The 15,497-nt window shown below is 40.5% G+C and carries 15 protein-coding genes; 11 read left to right on the top strand and 4 right to left on the bottom strand.

All coding sequences use genetic code 11. From position 1 onward, the window contains the following. The first annotated feature begins 141 nt into the window (after positions 1-141). On the top strand, positions 142-537 hold the full coding sequence (locus BW716_RS29620; protein WP_083729689.1) for a hypothetical protein: 396 nt from the start codon (positions 142-144) through the stop codon (positions 535-537). A 123-nt stretch (positions 538-660) separates the two neighbouring features. On the opposite strand, the gene BW716_RS29625 is transcribed toward BW716_RS29620, so the two are convergent. Together BW716_RS29625 and BW716_RS29630 are read right to left on the bottom strand one after the other, a co-directional pair. Continuing rightward, positions 661-933, bottom strand: coding sequence for a hypothetical protein (locus BW716_RS29625; protein ID WP_083729690.1), 273 nt, complete (start codon positions 931-933; stop codon positions 661-663). Between the two features lie 110 nt (positions 934-1,043). Then, positions 1,044-1,406 (bottom strand): helix-turn-helix domain-containing protein, encoded by a 363-nt coding sequence (locus tag BW716_RS29630; protein ID WP_083729691.1) that lies wholly within the window; start codon positions 1,404-1,406, stop codon positions 1,044-1,046. Between the two features lie 104 nt (positions 1,407-1,510). Here BW716_RS29630 and BW716_RS29635 point away from each other — a divergent pair, with 104 nt between their 5' ends. The 4 genes from BW716_RS29635 (at position 1,511) to BW716_RS29650 (ending at position 5,611) form a co-directional block, all read left to right on the top strand. After that, complete coding sequence (locus BW716_RS29635) at positions 1,511-2,263, top strand: glucose 1-dehydrogenase (protein ID WP_083729692.1); 753 nt, start codon at positions 1,511-1,513, stop codon at positions 2,261-2,263. Positions 2,264-2,276: 13 nt separating this feature from the next. Then, on the top strand, positions 2,277-2,906 hold the full coding sequence (locus BW716_RS29640; protein WP_083729693.1) for an NADPH-dependent F420 reductase: 630 nt from the start codon (positions 2,277-2,279) through the stop codon (positions 2,904-2,906). 12 nt (positions 2,907-2,918) lie between these two features. Next, positions 2,919-3,677, top strand: coding sequence for an SDR family NAD(P)-dependent oxidoreductase (locus tag BW716_RS29645; protein ID WP_083729694.1), 759 nt, complete (start codon positions 2,919-2,921; stop codon positions 3,675-3,677). Between the two features lie 332 nt (positions 3,678-4,009). Beyond that, the gene (locus BW716_RS29650; protein ID WP_083729695.1) at positions 4,010-5,611 is read left to right on the top strand and encodes a glycoside hydrolase 43 family protein; all 1,602 of its coding nucleotides are present in this window, start codon (positions 4,010-4,012) and stop codon (positions 5,609-5,611) included. Between the two features lie 152 nt (positions 5,612-5,763). Here BW716_RS29650 and BW716_RS29655 read toward each other — a convergent pair whose 3' ends face one another. Beyond that, positions 5,764-7,668: a PAS domain S-box protein gene (locus BW716_RS29655; protein WP_083729696.1), complete on the bottom strand. Its 1,905-nt coding sequence runs from the start codon at positions 7,666-7,668 to the stop codon at positions 5,764-5,766. Positions 7,669-8,217: 549 nt separating this feature from the next. Between BW716_RS29655 and BW716_RS29660 the strand changes: the two genes are divergently transcribed. After that, positions 8,218-8,427: a hypothetical protein gene (locus BW716_RS29660; protein WP_083729697.1), complete on the top strand. Its 210-nt coding sequence runs from the start codon at positions 8,218-8,220 to the stop codon at positions 8,425-8,427. Here BW716_RS29660 and BW716_RS29665 read toward each other — a convergent pair. Continuing rightward, positions 8,416-9,123, bottom strand: a complete 708-nt coding sequence (locus BW716_RS29665) for a hypothetical protein (RefSeq protein WP_083729698.1) — start codon at positions 9,121-9,123, stop codon at positions 8,416-8,418. The two genes, BW716_RS29660 and BW716_RS29665, sit on opposite strands and share 12 nt — an antisense overlap. A gap of 611 nt (positions 9,124-9,734) precedes the next feature. Between BW716_RS29665 and BW716_RS29670 the strand changes: the two genes are divergently transcribed. The 5 genes from BW716_RS29670 to BW716_RS29685 all read left to right on the top strand — a co-directional run bounded on the left by BW716_RS29670 (position 9,735) and on the right by BW716_RS29685 (position 15,247). Further along, positions 9,735-10,193 carry a hypothetical protein gene (locus tag BW716_RS29670; protein WP_083729699.1) on the top strand — a complete coding sequence of 153 codons (459 nt, stop codon included), beginning with the start codon at positions 9,735-9,737 and terminating at the stop codon, positions 10,191-10,193. 22 nt (positions 10,194-10,215) lie between these two features. Then, positions 10,216-10,389, top strand: a complete 174-nt coding sequence (locus BW716_RS37145) for a hypothetical protein (RefSeq protein WP_179091327.1) — start codon at positions 10,216-10,218, stop codon at positions 10,387-10,389. 10 nt (positions 10,390-10,399) lie between these two features. Next, positions 10,400-10,681: a hypothetical protein gene (locus BW716_RS29675; RefSeq protein ID WP_083729700.1), complete on the top strand. Its 282-nt coding sequence runs from the start codon at positions 10,400-10,402 to the stop codon at positions 10,679-10,681. Between the two features lie 60 nt (positions 10,682-10,741). Then, the gene (locus tag BW716_RS29680; protein ID WP_083729701.1) at positions 10,742-11,092 is read left to right on the top strand and encodes a hypothetical protein; all 351 of its coding nucleotides are present in this window, start codon (positions 10,742-10,744) and stop codon (positions 11,090-11,092) included. Between the two features lie 69 nt (positions 11,093-11,161). Next, the gene (locus tag BW716_RS29685) at positions 11,162-15,247 is read left to right on the top strand and encodes a hybrid sensor histidine kinase/response regulator transcription factor (protein WP_083729702.1); all 4,086 of its coding nucleotides are present in this window, start codon (positions 11,162-11,164) and stop codon (positions 15,245-15,247) included. Positions 15,248-15,497 lie beyond the last annotated feature (250 nt).

Here is a 15,497-nt window from a genome sequence, read left to right on the forward strand (position 1 = left end):
TTTAGAAAATATTATTTTGCAAAATACGCGAGCTGAACAAAATTAGTGTTGCTCTTAAAAGTACTTTCTCCATTAATCAACATATTAATTATTCCTGGAGAAGTGAAACTGACTTTGATATTGTACTAAATTTATATCACGATGAAGGAGAAAAAGCCGAATGTAATATTAAAGATATTCAACAAAAATGGCGGTGAAAGTGAGTTCGTTAAAATAATTACAGAGGACAATGAAGACAATTATTCAGCTCAACTTAAAGGCCTTTCTGAGGATGAAAAGGGGTTAATTATTTTCAAAGAAGACGATGACAACTGGGTCTTAATTACAAAAAAACGCATAAGGTCCGCCTCAAAAGGAGTAGGATATGAGATTTTCCTCGAGGATTTGGAAGAGGTGGAGCATTGCCGTGAAAGTCTTGAAGCTTATCGGCATAAATTTATTTTAACTGATAAGGATAATAACAAGCATACACTATATTTTGATGAAATAAATGCCTTTATGACTATGACGCAGGTTATCTTCTTCCTTGCACGGTGATAATCCTCCGCAGTTGCTTAAGGCGCTGGTGTCGTAATATTTGGTCTAGGAGGTCATAGCCAATAAAATCATAACTGTCTATTGGGGTTAACAAACAATCGGTTTCTGGCTCAATAACAACAGTCAGGAGATTAAATCTTTTAATATCTTTTTTTTCAGCACATGGTCTAATGTTCTATAGAACCCCGTTTCATGGTATCCATCAATGACTATTTCTTTCCAGTCTTCTTCACTTGTTCGATCAGTCTCAACTAAAACTTCATTAATGCTGGTGTCAATCGAAACGAGTTCAGTTAATTGTGTGAGCTTGCTCCATTCGATATAGTTGGTCCATGCAAGAATGTCGGCACCATTTTCATTATTGAATTTTGCTCGGGCGGTATAAAAGAATATCATCAGTTAAATTGGCTAATGTTTTCGCAAAGTAAATGCTATTCTGCGCTTCCTAACTGACTTGTCATTAAACGCTCTTCGCCTTTTGCAAGCGCATCTAATTTGATTATACATTATTTGTTATAAGTTATTCTATCATTTTCCTTGGGTATTAAAGCAACCTCATATTTGAGGTTCCATTCCTTGATACTTTCCAAGATAGGTAAAAAGGCTAACCCCTTTTCAGACAACCGGTAATCCACCCTTGGCGGCAGTTCCTTATAGGCTATTCTAATTAGCAGCCCATCTTCTTCCAGCTCCTTAAGTTGTTCGGTCAGTACTTTTCTTGAAATATGCGGAATAATGGAATCCATCTGACCAAAACGCACGGTACGGGTACCGATCACATTGATGATGATCGGTTTCCATTTATTCCCGATTGTACCAATTGCCCTTGTAAAGGAGCAGTTTGAAGCGCAAAATCTCTCGTCTCTCATGATTTAAATTTTGTAGTTACCTGACAGTAACCAGATTCAATTCTAATAGTTACAAATATAAACTATCAATGGTAGCTTTGTGAAACAATTAAAGAATAAATAAAATGAGCAGATTAAAAAATAAGGTAGCAGTGATTACAGGCGGTAATAGCGGCATTGGTTTGGGCATTGCGTTGGAATTTAAGAAGGAAGGTGCAATGGGAGTTATTGTCGGCAGAAATCAAGAAACGTTGGACAACGCAGCGGCAAAACTGGGAAGTGGTTTTATCGCTATTAACGCCGATGTGACCAAACTGGCTGACCTAGAGAAAGTGTTTACAACAACCGCTGAAAAATTCGGCAAGATAGATGTCGTCGTTGCCAATGCGGGTGCCGGAGCAGTAGGAACTGTAGCGACTTTTGATGAAGAAGCGTTCGACCAGGCTATTGATATAAACCTGAAAAGTGTCTACTTCACAATCCAAAAAGCACTGCCCTACATGAATGATGGTGGTTCGATCATTTTAATCGGATCTAATGCGGCCCATCGGGCCTATGCGAATTTTACACTGTATGGCGCCGCAAAAGCGGCAGTGATATATTTGGCCAAAGGTTTCTCCAGCGACCTTTTGGATAGAAAGATTCGAGCAAATATAATCACACCGGGCACCACGGATACCCCGGCATTTGACAAGTTTGTTCCCGCAGACCAAATGGAAGCGGTAAAAAAACACTTTGCCGATCAAATGCCAATCGGCAGGATTGGACAACCATCTGATATCGGTAAAACAGCCGTTTTTTTAGCCTCTGATGATTCTTCGTTTATGCTAGGTGCCGAACTCTTGGTGGATGGCGGCATGACCTATTTATCTAAATAATTTAAAATTCTCAATGAATAATCCAGAAAACAATGTAGCAAAAAGCTACGCCATTATCGGCTTTGGCAAGATCGGCCAGGCCCTGGCCAAAGCATTTGTTCGTAAAGGCATCAAAGTGTCTGTTGCTACCACACGTACTCCGGAACGTTTTGCTGCCGAAGCCGCCGCGATCGGAAAAGAGATCATTCCCGTAACACTTGGAGATGCCGTTAAGGCGGACGTTATCTTTTTGGCGGTGCGTTTCGAGTCGCACCCGGACGTTGCAAGGGCCCTGCACGACTGGGATGGAAAGATGATCATCGATGTGACTAATGCCTACGGTGTGCCGCCCCACAAGCTGGGAGGGCTACCCTCGGCCAAATTTGTAGCGCAGGCTTTCACCAACGGGAAACTCATTAAAGGCTTTAACCATTTGGGAGCTGGTATCCTTGAAAAGGATCCGGCCGTACATGGCGGCAATAGGGTCGTGTTCCTGGCTGGCGACGATGAGGACGCAACTTCGGAGGTCGCAACGCTTGCGGAAAGGCTTGGTTTCGCGCCAGTCAAATTGGGCAAACTTACCGATGGCGGACTGCTGGTGCAAGCGCAAGGAAATACCTGGGGACAGTTGATCTTCCAGGACCTGATCAAGTTTAAATCTTAAATAAAAGGAACGATGAAAAAATTAGAAAACAAAGTAGCGGTAGTGACCGGCGCATCAAAAGGAATAGGCGCTGCGATTGCCAAACATTTTGCCGCAGCAGGCGCAAAAGTAGTAGTTAATTATGCCACCAGTAAAGAAAGCGCTGACAAAGTAGTTAAGGAGATTACGGATAATGGAGGTACAGCCATCTCTGTACAGGCCGATGTATCGAATGAAACTGATGTAAACAGGTTGTTTGAAAATACCCAAAAGACTTTCGGCACACTGGACATTTTAGTAAATAACTCAGTAGCTCAAGGATACGCACCTATCGAACAGATTTCGGTGGAGGCATTTCACAAAAGTTTTAACGTAAATGTTTTAGGGCCGGTATTGACTATCCAGGCGGCGCTGAAACTTTTCAGCAATAAGGGCGGAAACATTATTAATATTAGTTCCGGTGCAAGTAAATATCCGTTGGCGAATGCATCTTTATACTCTTCAACTAAAGCAGCACTTGATGCTTTCACTATCGCTTTATCCAAAGAATTGGGTGTTAAAAACGTTCGGATCAATTCTATTTTACCGGGCGCTACTGACACGGAAGGTGCCGCTGCCGCAGGCGTCACTGCTGGCAGCGAATATGAAAAGATGTTTGTTGAAAAAACACCGCTTGGCCGCAGGGGCCAGCCCGCAGATATCGCGAAAGTTGCTGTTTTTCTGGCCTCCGATGAGGCTGCCTGGATCACCGGTGAGCAGATTTCCGTTTCTGGCGGTATGTACGGCTTTTAATTTCCGTAAGCCTGAAAATGAAAGAAGATAGGCTGAAATTATAAGTGTGTAATGGCTAGGCAAAATGCATTAAATAATGGGTTCAAAAGTGTATTTCCTTTTAATCCCTGCTTTCGTAAGAAGCAGGGATTTTTTTCAAGTTTGGTTCTGCCTTGATGACTTGTAAATATGTTTATAATATCGGAGATATTCTAGTTTTAGGACGCACTCTGGGTGACTTCTTATGTAGCAGGAAATGGATTATCCCTGTTCATTCATTGATAATATTTATATTACAAAAACATTCACCTGAATACCATTTGACATTACATGTTACAAAATAAAAAATTGTTATGAAAACCCAATTAAATCGCCTTGACCGGTTAACACTCGCTATTGGAATTTTACATATTTTTAGTTTCCTACCAATAAAGGCACAGCAACAAAAAGCACATAATCCTATCATCTATGCCGACGTACCGGATCTGTCTATAATTAGAGTAGGCAATAACTATTATATGAGCAGTACAACTATGCACATGAGCCCCGGCCTGCCCATCATGAAATCGACTGATCTGGTAAACTGGAAATTGATTGGCTATGCTTACGACACGTTAGGCAATATGGATGAACTTAATCTCAGGAACGGCAAGAATACGTACGGCAGGGGGTCCTGGGCCAGTAGCCTGCGTTATCATAATGGCAAATATTACGTCACCACCTTTTCCCAAACCACAGGCAAAACTTATATCTATTCCACAAAAGACATAGAAAAGAGTGCATGGAAAGGTGTTGCATTTAAACCGATGATGCACGACCACTCGCTTTTTTTCGATGACGATGGCAAAGCATACCTGGTGTATGGTAGTGGTAAAATAAGACTGGTAGAATTAAACAGTGAACTCACAGGTATTGCATCAGGCAGCGAACAGGTGATCATTGAAAACGCCAGCCTTCCCACCTCGACTTCAGGTAGCCGGGAGGGCTTGCCGGCTGAGGGGTCACAATTATTCAAAATAAAGGGCAGGTACTATCTTTTCAACATTACCTGGCCTGCTGGCGGACAACGATCCGTAGTGATACACAGGGCAGATAAAATAACAGGTCCCTGGGAAGGGAAAACAGCCCTTCAGGATAAAGGGGTAGCGCAAGGCGGTCTTATAGATATGCCTGATGGCAGATGGTTCGCCTACCTGTTTAGGGACAACGGCGCTGTAGGACGCATACCTTACTTAGTTCCCGTAAAGTGGGAAAACGGCTGGCCTGTACTGGGTGATGATGGAAAAGTACCCATGGCTCTGAATCTCACCGCCAATCAATCGCTCTCTCCGGGCATTGTGGCATCCGATGAATTTAACCGTGGGTTACAAGATGCGTCCTTTCCTTTGGCTTGGCAATGGAATCATCAACCAGATAACGAATTATGGTCACTGAAAGGAAGGAAAGGGTTTTTACGCCTGACCACCGGCATAGTGAACAGGGATTTCCTGCAGGCAAGGAACACCTTGACGCAGCGGACTTTTGGGCCTACATCTTCTGCCTGTACATCGGTTGATGTATCCAGTATGAAAGACGGTGATTTTGCCGGTCTTTGCCTTTTGCAAAAGGATTTCGGACTGTTAGGCGTAAAAATTAATGGAACAAAGAGAACATTGGTCATGGTAAATGCCTCAGGTGATAATACTGAAGAAGTTGCCCATATAGCGTTGAATAAAAGTACTATTTACCTGAAAGCAGATTGCAATTTTACCGACAGAAAAGATATTGCCAGGTTCTATTATAGTCTTGACGGTAAATCGTGGAATTCTATCGGCACACCATTGCAAATGAAGTATACGCTACCGCACTTCATGGGATATAGATTTGGTTTGTTCAACTACGCGACCAAAGAACCTGGAGGATATGCCGATTTTGACTATTTCCGTATCTCAGACGAGATCATGGTAAAAGAATAAAGCCTCTCCAGCCCTGACTGGCAATTTCTTTTGCAGCATTATTAGCACCTATCTGTTTTTTAGCAGGGGCTATTGAAATATTTAACGCAACAAAAGATGTAAAAAATACTTATGCAGAATCCTGTGTACTTTGGGGTACTTTACTTTTCAATTCACGCTTTACGCGTTCGAATTGCTAATATCCTGCTAACTGCACTACCGGGGGTTACAGCAATGCCAATGTATCCATAAATATTGTTGTCAGCGTCTCTCAGGGGTGTAAAAATTGATTGTATTTGTATTTCGCTGCTATCCTTTCTTACATAAGTCCAATTCCGTAGTTCGGTGCACACCATTTCCTGTATTTTAGGCAATGACTTAATGCCGGTCCTTTTTCCTCGTTTTGTTTTATCTGGGCAAGATAAAAACAGTCCAGGAGAGTGTTTGCCTATTACTTCATCTGCTGTATAACCAAGCATTTTTTCGGCTTCTTTATTAAAGACTATAACGATTCCATTTATGTCTGTAGCGAAGACTCCTATACCTATGGGTGTGTTCAAAATATCTTCGAATAGCTTTTGCGATTTTGACGTTTCTATCTTTTCACGTTTGCTTTCATCAATGTCCTGGAAAGTGCCGTATATTTTAGTACATATACCATCTTTATAGTTAGAGCTACCTGTGGCCCTGACCCATTTTTCATTTCCCTGTTCTGTTATGATCTGTAGCTCTAAGTCCCAGGGAATACCTTCTGCAATTGCCAACTCTATAACTCTTTTAATACTATCTCTGCTATAACCCTGTTTGTAAAAATTGATTGCGTTTTCCAATTCAGGAACATATTTTGAATCAACTCCATGGATACTCTTTGTGATAGCTGTCCAGTGCAGGATGTTAGTCTCAATATTTAGCTCCCAGCCACCAATGGAAACAGAATTTTGGGTTTGCAGTAGTAAGTATTTATATAGTTCTTCTGATGCACAAAGAGCATCTCTGGTATCAGTGATATCAGTAAGATCGCGTGTTACTTTAGTGAAACCAATTACTTCTCCGTAATCGTCGTGTATGGCTGTCATAATTATACTTCCCCAAAATCTCGATCCATCTTTTCTTATACGCCATCCCTCATCTGTGGCTACTCCTTTTTTTTCGGCGTGGCTTAGTAATCTTTGTGGGCGGAGATTATTTTGGTCGTATTCAGAGTAAAAAACACTGAAATGCTTGCCAATGATCTCCTCAGCTGTATATCCTTTTATCTTTTCAGCACCTTTGTTCCAGTTTTCCACCTTGCCATTTTTGTCCAGCAATAGTATTGCGTAATCATCGATCTCTTCTACCATTTTATTAAAACGGATTGCTCTTAGGTCCTTTACAGCAATGGATTCAGCCACAATTTCCTTGATTTTCACGTCAAATTCATTGGTCGCCTGCTCAAACATTGTTAACCACTCACGATCAACATCAGGATATTCATCTTTAAACAGGCTAATCAAACTCATAATTGTTGTAAGTGGTTGCCTGATTTGATGTGATTGCAGCTGTGCTACTTTCATCAGTGCATTGTTTTTTGCATCTTTTTCCGCTATCTGATATTGAAGTTCTTTATGCCCCAACTCTAACTCCAGTAGGCAGGAAACCTGGCGAGCGAATAATTTAAGTGTTTCTTGCTGCTTTTCATCTATCCAGTTGGGCTTAGTGTCATAAATGCATAAGGTACCTAGTTTAATGCCATTTTCAATAACAATTGGTACACCTGCATAAAATCTAATATAGGGTTCTGAGCTTACCAGGGGATTGGTCTTAAAGCGATCGTCTGCTGTAGTATCCGGCACTATTAACAAATTCTCTTCATCAATTACATAATTGTTGAAAGAGGTCTCCTGGGGTATTACTTCTACATCTGCTCCAGGCTTAACTTTTAACCAATTAAAATCATCGTCCAGTAAAGCAATTAGAGCTACAGGCTTTCCACACAAACTGGCGACCAGATCTAAAATATCTTGGAATTCTTTCTTTTTATAAATATCGATTTTCAAAATTTTTTCAATCGATGAGATTCTATCCGCTCCACTTTTCATTCGACATAACTTTAATATAATTAATCAGTAAGAAGGTAAAATGAGGCACAATAACCTAATTTACAGAACTATATACGATGATTTAGGGCAGTTAGACTTTCAGGTAAAGTTTTTTCACTCGTTTTTAGGGGCCCCCAACGGTTAGATTTTACAATTGTTAGCTTTTAAGTGTAGTCTTAAAACTCAAATATCATTTTATTAATTAATGTTATTATTTGATTTTCAATAATCCTTCGATAAGCAAGTTTGACAATTGTCCATCCTTTCCGACATATTTAATATCAAAGGATATCAGGAGGCACCTAGAACATAGGCTTTATGGGCCTTTTGTGTTTTTGGGGTGTAGTTTAGGTGAATCGGTATCGATGTTTCTGAAGCATAAAGAGTGAATTAACTTAGTAATTCACAGATTATTAATGTATAACTCATTGTTATTTATTTCGTAAGAAGGGGTTGGGTCGTTCTTGATTGATGTGATTTCAATTCATTTTTCGTGGCTTGTGAGTGAAGTATTGGTGAATTGGTTTTAAACACGTAAAAATGATTTCAATGGAAAGAAAAGATTCCTTTGGTGTGCACTTTGTGTTGCGCCGGATGAAAAGCGGGAACAACTACATTTATGCCCGGGTAGTAGTAAATGGAACTATTAGCGAATTGGGTCCTAAACAGGAGATTGCTGCAAACCGCTGGAATTATGATTGTATAATTAAGCTACGTGAAATAGGGTTTCCTGCTGGCCTTTTTTCGTCAGCCATTTAGATGTTCCAAAATTTCTAAGTCCTGAAAAGTCTGAATATCATTATCTCGGTTTTTGTCAAAGTATGTTCGATATTTTTTGATATTCATTTGTTCCGAAATCTCTTTTGGGGTTAGAAGTCGCTTTGGTTTCGGAACTACTGGTGTAGCAATTAAAAAATCAAAGTCATTCATTTCTTCTGTCCAGGGTATTTGTAAGAAACCGTTTTTGTCTATAACAGGAATTTCGTTGTCGTCAATGCGATATTGCAAATGGTCAAAAGTCTCGCTATATTTTTGATATAGGTTTCTCCACCAATTACGGACAACATCTGCGTTTCGTTTATCTTTTGTGTCAATGTTTGGATTAACTAATAAGCCAACAGTTCCCCAACTTTTATTTATAGATGGAATTCCTATCGGCTCAAAGCCTTCTGCTGCTCCTAGCGCAAAAGCCTGGCGTTCTAACATTCTTGCGTTTTTAATTTCGTCTTTAAACCCTAAAATGAAAGCCTGTCCTTGTTGTGTAGAGCTATTGTTTGAAAAAATCATTGTGTAAGTGTCGGAACGTGTTGATGATTGTCTACCATAACGAATAGGCACAGAAACAAGTCGTTTGGTTGCTACATTCTCCAAATTCAACGTCTTCCATTTATGTCGAATAGGTGTGTCCTCCCAAAGTAAAGAACCGATAATTATAACTCCTCCTTTAAAGTTCATAGTATAATGATAGTGTAAGTACCTCTGATTGGCAGACAGTTTAAAATTAAGAAAAGTGCTTATAGATAAATGTACTTAATTTTTTGGGATTATCCACCCCTCTTTTGTAGATTCATTTTTTTTAGTTGTTACACAGGATTAGCATTGCGGATTTATTAGGTCTGAAACCAGAGAATATATTTACTGCTAATGATGGGATGAAATAGATCAGGACATCTTGAGCAAAAACTGGTACACTGATTTACTGTACCATTACTCAAAAAGGCAATATCGATATTGAGTAAATACAATCAATCCACGGAGTATATTTTCCCAGCCACCACAAATCAAAATATAAATAGAGGCTTAAAAATAATCAGTGAGTTTGTGAGATAAAAAAGCATCTTACGTTTCTCCTTGCCAGGCATGCGTTTACGACTACAATCACCCTAATGAACGGGGTGGCTATAGAATCGATCAACATAATGTTAGGTCACACGAAGTTGAGTACGAACATGATTTATGCAAAGGTAACGCAGAGTAAGGTAGCGATGTATATGGAGATGTTACAACAGAAAATGAACGAGAATGAATAGAATCTGAATTGTATCATCACCTACATTTGTATCACTATGAAGAAAGAAAAGTATCCTTATATATTAAATGAAACAACTGCCAGATTTGACTTTGAGAGTACAGGGCCAAATGGTACAATTAAAAAAACAGTCGATTATTATAAAATTGGGACGTGGATTGATGGATCAAAAGTATATAACCTTGCTTTTGGTGATTGGGATGAAAATAATAACGTGATTGATGATCTTTCACGAACGGATAATAATGACAGGGATAAGATACTAGCGACCGTTGCAAGTACTGTAATTGATATGGTGGCTGTAATGGAAGATATAGCAATATATGCAGAGGGAAGCACACCGGCGCGCACAAGATTGTATCAAATAGCCATAAATGCAAACAGGGAGGAAATAGAAGAGGTCCTCAATATTTATGGGTATATAGATGAAAATTGGCAGCGGTTTGAATCCGGAAAGAACTATGAAGCATTTTTGGTTACCAGAAAAAAAGTTTAATTTTGATTAAAAGGAAGAAATTATGTCTACAAAAATTTCAAAATTCCTTGAAAAAAGGGAAAAGCCAGTAGTAGGTAAATCGAGCATTCCAGAAGAAACAGTGCGCAATAGCCCTTTTATAATAAAAAAGATAGAGCAGGCTAAGCGCAGATTGAAGGAACATCCATTTCCTATAGAACTGTTAAAAGCAAAATAATACTTTCTGAATGCCTCACATTGGTGAGGCATTTTCATTTATTTACAAGAAAGATGACAATAATTGGGTATTAATTACCAAAAGAAGAATCCGGTTTGTTATGGACAGTGTGGGCTATGAAATTATGGTCGAAGAACTGGATAAAGGGGATTTTGTTTGGGATAATGCCGAAGCCCGTATGACCCAATTCAAACTGTTTGACCTGCAGAATAATATTTATCTATTGCATTTGGAGCGGGGAAGAGCATTTTCCTCCATGACAACTGTACTGTTTTTTATGGCGCGCCGGTGATAATGCAGGTATAAGAGGAGTGTACTTTTGAAGGAGTGAAAATAATTGTGAATTTATATCATGATTAAAGTGAAAAAGCCGAATGTAATATTAAAGATTTTCAACAAAAATGGCGGCGAAAGTGAGTTCACTAAAATAATTACTGCGGAGAATGAAGCTAATTATTCAGCTCAGCTTAAAGGTCTTCCTGAGGATGAAAAGGGGTTAATTATTTTCAAAAAAGACGATGACAACTGGGTCTTAATTACAAAAAGACGCATAAGGTCCGCCTCAAAAGGAGAAGGATATGAGCTTTTTCTTGAGGATTTGGAAGAGGCGAGGCATTGCCTTGAAAGTCTTGAAGCTTATCGGCATAAATTTATTTTAACTGATAAGGATGATAACAACCATACACTTGCTATTATGCCCTAAAATTCGTTATATTGTCAAAAATACACTTTACCTGTTAATCTTCCAGAAACCTATTAATTCCATGTTATTGTGAAATATATTTTATATATATTATGCCTGTTGTGTGTTCCACAGGTTGTTATTTCGCAACAGAGCGACTTTAACTTTGTTAACTTCACCACCAGTAATGGTTTGTCTTCCAACACGGTAAATGCTATTCTGAAAGATAAATATGGCTTCATGTGGTTTGGAACAGATGACGGGCTGAATCGGTTTGACGGTCTTACGTTCTCTGTTTACAGGCATAAGGAAGGGGATTCAACCAGTTTGGGAGGTAATTCCATACTCGCATTGCATGAGGATCGTTCCGGCAATTTATGGATAGGTACTAATAATACCTTATCCTGCTATAATCGCAAAAAAGACTCCTTTATCAATTACAAATTTACATTAAATAACACGGCACGGACCCTTTTCTGCGATCATACCGGCCAGGTGTGGATCGGAAGTTACATCGGTTTGTTCAGGTTGAACCCGCGAACCGGTAGGGTAGTTCGTTATATAGCAGATCCTGGTAGTCCAGGGTCACTGGTGTCAAACATTATCACCTGTATAGTGGAAGATAGCAGACACCGGCTATGGATAGGTGGCAATGGAGGGATCTACCTGTACCAACCACAAGCTGACAACTTTAAGCACTTTAGCCACGAAGCGGCGGACTCACTTTCTTTACCTGGCAATTCTATAAAAGCGATGACCGAAGACCATAATGGCAACTTATGGATCGGCACAGAAGATGATGGATTGTCTATGCTGCTGCCCGATGGCAGGCATTTCCGTACTTATCAGCATAGCAACACGCAAAAAAAATCCCTGAGCAGCAACTGCATCTGGTCTTTGGCAGCTGAAAATGCAAATAGGATCTGGGTAGGAACTGAGGAAGGATTGAACATCTTCGACCTGCAAAAGAAGACCTCGCAGCGAATAGAACATGATGTTAGAAATCGTTATAGTTTACAGGGCAAATCAGTGCGGAGTATTTACATCGATAACAATGGTATTTACTGGGTCGGAACATACCAGGGAGGTATTAGTAAATACGATAGGAACCTGGCTTTTTTTAATCTCAGGGAAAGCAATCCGTTTGACCCACAAGGATTGACGGCTCCAATTGTTACCTCTTTCTCTGAAGATGCCAATGGCGATATCTATGTAGGCACAGATGGTGGTGGCATTAACCTTTTTCACAGGAACACCGGCCTGTTCAGCCATCCACGTTTCTACCAGGACATCAAACCACCTGCTGTACTTTCTCTCGAACATGCCGACGGGCTACTCTGGATAGGTACTTTTATGCATGGTATATACACTCTAAATATGCAAACGGGAAAGGTGCACCACTATTTAAGAGGAGACAGTGCCAATCAGCCTTCGGGCAACGATATCTTTTGTCTGAAAAAGGACAGCCGTGGAAATATATGGATAGGAACCAATGGGAATGGGGTGAACGTTTATGATCCGGTATCCGGTGTGTTCAGACGTTTTGATAGGGTCAAGTACAAAAAGGACAGCATTACGGTTTTAAACAGAGGTTTTATCAGAACCATAGAGGAAGATAAAGCCGGCAATATCTGGATTGGTACCATTGGAGCAGGTATAATCATGTTGGATGCATCAGGCAATATAATAAGGACTTATACCATGAAAAACAGTGACCTTCCTGCTAATAACGTTCAAACCATCTGCGCCGGACAAAGCGGCAGAATCTGGGTAGGTATTCACAGTGCCGGCTTGTGCCTTTTTGATCCGAAAACCGGGAAATTTCAACGTTATGCCGAACAGGAAGGGCTATCCAACGCGGTCATCTATAAGATCCTTGAAGATGATGCCGGAAAGGTGTGGGTAACCAGTAATAAGGGAATCAGTAGTTTTGATCCTTCAACCAGCACCTTTAAGAATTATTATCAATATAATGGGTTGCAGCGTAGTACTTTCTGCCTGGGAGCAGGTTTAAAGACAGAGAAGGGAGAACTTTTTTTCGGTGGGCTGGAGGGATTTAATTACTTTATTCCGAAGCAGCTTAATTATAATAGAATTGTCCCCCGCATTGTATTGACTGATCTCAAAATTGGCAATATTTCCGTGATTCCCGGAGAACATGCTGCTATCCAATCACATATTTCATTAGCTGATTGTATCCGGCTTGATTATAAACAACACTTTACCATCAATTTTGCCACGCTGAACTATACTGCACCGCAGGAGAGCAGGTATTCCTATATGCTGCAGGGTTTCGATAAAGGTTGGAATGATATAGGCACATCACGAATGGCTGTGTTTTCGAATTTAAGGCCTGGTAAATACGTTTTCAGAGTCAGGGCCAGTTGTGACGATGGGGCATGGCATACGGAAGAAGCTGTCATCAATGTAATCATAAGACCTCCTTTCTGGTTGACCATCTATGCGTACATATTTTATTTGTTAGCAGCCGTTGCGGTTTTGTGGGGGCTGAGATACCGGGCTATCCGCAAACTGAAAACCCGGTTTGCGCTTGAGCAGGAAAGGCTGCAGGTCCGGCAGGCAATAGAAATGGACCGAAAGGAAGCGGAAAGGCAACGTGAATTTGAGCAGGTGAAGATCAAATACCTGATGAACCTGAGCCACGAATTCCGTACACCGGTTTCCCTCATTGTAGGGCCAGTGGATAAACTCATTCATAACGAAATCGCTCCCGAAAAACTAAAGCAACTGAACCTGGTGAAACGGAATGCACGTAGACTGTTGAACATGGTAAACCAGCTATTGGATTTTCGAAAACTGGAAGAGCAGGAAACGAAACTGGACCTTAGCAGGGAGGACATCATATCTTTTATAGCTGAAGTAATAGAACTCTTCAAAGATATCTCCGAGCACAGGCAGATCAGTTTTTTGTTTACAAGCTCCATTTCCCGTTATTATACAGCTTTTGACAGGGATAAGCTGGAACGGGTATTGTTTAACCTGCTTTCTAATGCATTTAAATTCACACCGAAGGAGGGTGCTATATCGCTGACTGTAGATCCTGACCCGGATGCAGGTATAATCATAAAGGTGGCGGATACTGGTGTAGGCATGAAACCAGAAGTGCAGGAAAAGATCTTTAATCGCTTTTACCAGGGTGATGAGAATCCTGCTATCCTCAACCAGGGGAGTGGAATCGGGCTCTCTATAACAGCTGAATTTGTGAAAATGCATGGTGGCTTTATAAATGTGGAGAGCATCCCTGGTAAAGGCAGCACATTTTCCGTGCTTTTACCATTGGAAAAAATGGAAGAGCTAAGACTACCGAATGTAGAGATACCTGGTGAAGCGGCGGGTCCGGATGTAGACCACCTTATATCCTGCCAACATGCTGAAGTGGCTGCTGCAGATAAACTAACAGTGTTGCTGGTTGAGGACAACAAAGACTTCCGTTATTACCTGAAAGACAATCTGCAGCCATTTTATAAAGTTGTGGAGGCGGCAGATGGGAGAGAAGGGTGGCAGAAAGCGCTGTCAGCACATCCAATGGTCATTGTGAGTGACATAAATATGCCTTATATGGACGGTATACAATTGAGCCGTAAGGTCAGGTTCGATAAAAGGACCAGCCATATTCCTGTCATTCTCCTGACTGCACTTGCAGGTGATGCGTTTCATATTAAAGGATTGGAAACGGGCGCTAGCGACTACCTTACCAAGCCTTTTAATATTGATATATTAAATATCCGGATCAGGAACCTGATATTACTAAATAAGCGTCTGAAAGACACCTATAAGCGGCAGTTAGATGTAATGGTTTCTGTTGACGATGTCGAATCGGCAGATGAGAAGTTCCTGGTAAAGGTAAAGCAGTATATAGAAAACAATATTAACGACGACAGTCTGACTGTGGAAGAATTAAGCAGGCATCTTTTTATGAGCAGGGCTTCTCTGTATAATAAAGTTGTGCAGCTTACCGGGGAAACGCCGGTTGAATTTATCCGTTCTATAAAACTAAATAAAGCGGCTTGTCTGCTGGAGACCAGCGATATGAAAATTGCCCAGATTGGCTATGCTGTTGGATTTTCTACCCCTAATTATTTTGCCAGGGCTTTTAAGGCGAAATTTAACCAGCTACCTTCGGAATACCAGGCCCAAAAGAAAAGGTCAGTTTAGTGAGGATATATGAAGTTTAATTTTATGCATTAGGTGTTGTTTAGGAGTAAAGATGGAGATAATGATTTTGCTTTTAAACATTTGTGCTATTCATTTTAACAAATAAGCTACTGATACTGCGCCTGTCATCCTAGATTCGCTCCTGTGATTCCCACGACCAGTAAACCAAATAAATCTGATAGAATGCTACTTGGTTACCTCACCTGTCTGCCGGCACTGCAGACATTGACATGAGTAGCACAATACCTTA

The sequence above is a fragment of the [Flexibacter] sp. ATCC 35208 genome (assembly GCF_001975825.1).
Taxonomy (GTDB): Bacteria; Bacteroidota; Bacteroidia; order Chitinophagales; family Chitinophagaceae; genus Chitinophaga.

Excerpts from the sequence above, each read along its gene's own strand:
- BW716_RS29630 (WP_083729691.1), bottom strand. The coding sequence starts at position 1,406 with ATGAGAGACGAGAGATTTTGCGCTTCAAACTGCTCCTTTACAAGGGCA.
- BW716_RS29660 (WP_083729697.1), top strand. The coding sequence starts at position 8,218 with ATGGAAAGAAAAGATTCCTTTGGTGTGCACTTTGTGTTGCGCCGGATG.
- BW716_RS29665 (WP_083729698.1), bottom strand. The coding sequence starts at position 9,123 with ATGAACTTTAAAGGAGGAGTTATAATTATCGGTTCTTTACTTTGGGAG.
- BW716_RS29620 (WP_083729689.1), top strand. The coding sequence starts at position 142 with ATGAAGGAGAAAAAGCCGAATGTAATATTAAAGATATTCAACAAAAAT.
- BW716_RS29655 (WP_083729696.1), bottom strand. The coding sequence starts at position 7,668 with ATGAAAAGTGGAGCGGATAGAATCTCATCGATTGAAAAAATTTTGAAA.
- BW716_RS29670 (WP_083729699.1), top strand. The coding sequence starts at position 9,735 with ATGAAGAAAGAAAAGTATCCTTATATATTAAATGAAACAACTGCCAGA.
- BW716_RS29645 (WP_083729694.1), top strand. The coding sequence starts at position 2,919 with ATGAAAAAATTAGAAAACAAAGTAGCGGTAGTGACCGGCGCATCAAAA.
- BW716_RS29635 (WP_083729692.1), top strand. The coding sequence starts at position 1,511 with ATGAGCAGATTAAAAAATAAGGTAGCAGTGATTACAGGCGGTAATAGC.
- BW716_RS29680 (WP_083729701.1), top strand. The coding sequence starts at position 10,742 with ATGATTAAAGTGAAAAAGCCGAATGTAATATTAAAGATTTTCAACAAA.
- BW716_RS29675 (WP_083729700.1), top strand. The coding sequence starts at position 10,400 with ATGCCTCACATTGGTGAGGCATTTTCATTTATTTACAAGAAAGATGAC.
- BW716_RS29625 (WP_083729690.1), bottom strand. The coding sequence starts at position 933 with ATGATATTCTTTTATACCGCCCGAGCAAAATTCAATAATGAAAATGGT.
- BW716_RS37145 (WP_179091327.1), top strand. The coding sequence starts at position 10,216 with ATGTCTACAAAAATTTCAAAATTCCTTGAAAAAAGGGAAAAGCCAGTA.
- BW716_RS29640 (WP_083729693.1), top strand. The coding sequence starts at position 2,277 with ATGAATAATCCAGAAAACAATGTAGCAAAAAGCTACGCCATTATCGGC.
- BW716_RS29650 (WP_083729695.1), top strand. The coding sequence starts at position 4,010 with ATGAAAACCCAATTAAATCGCCTTGACCGGTTAACACTCGCTATTGGA.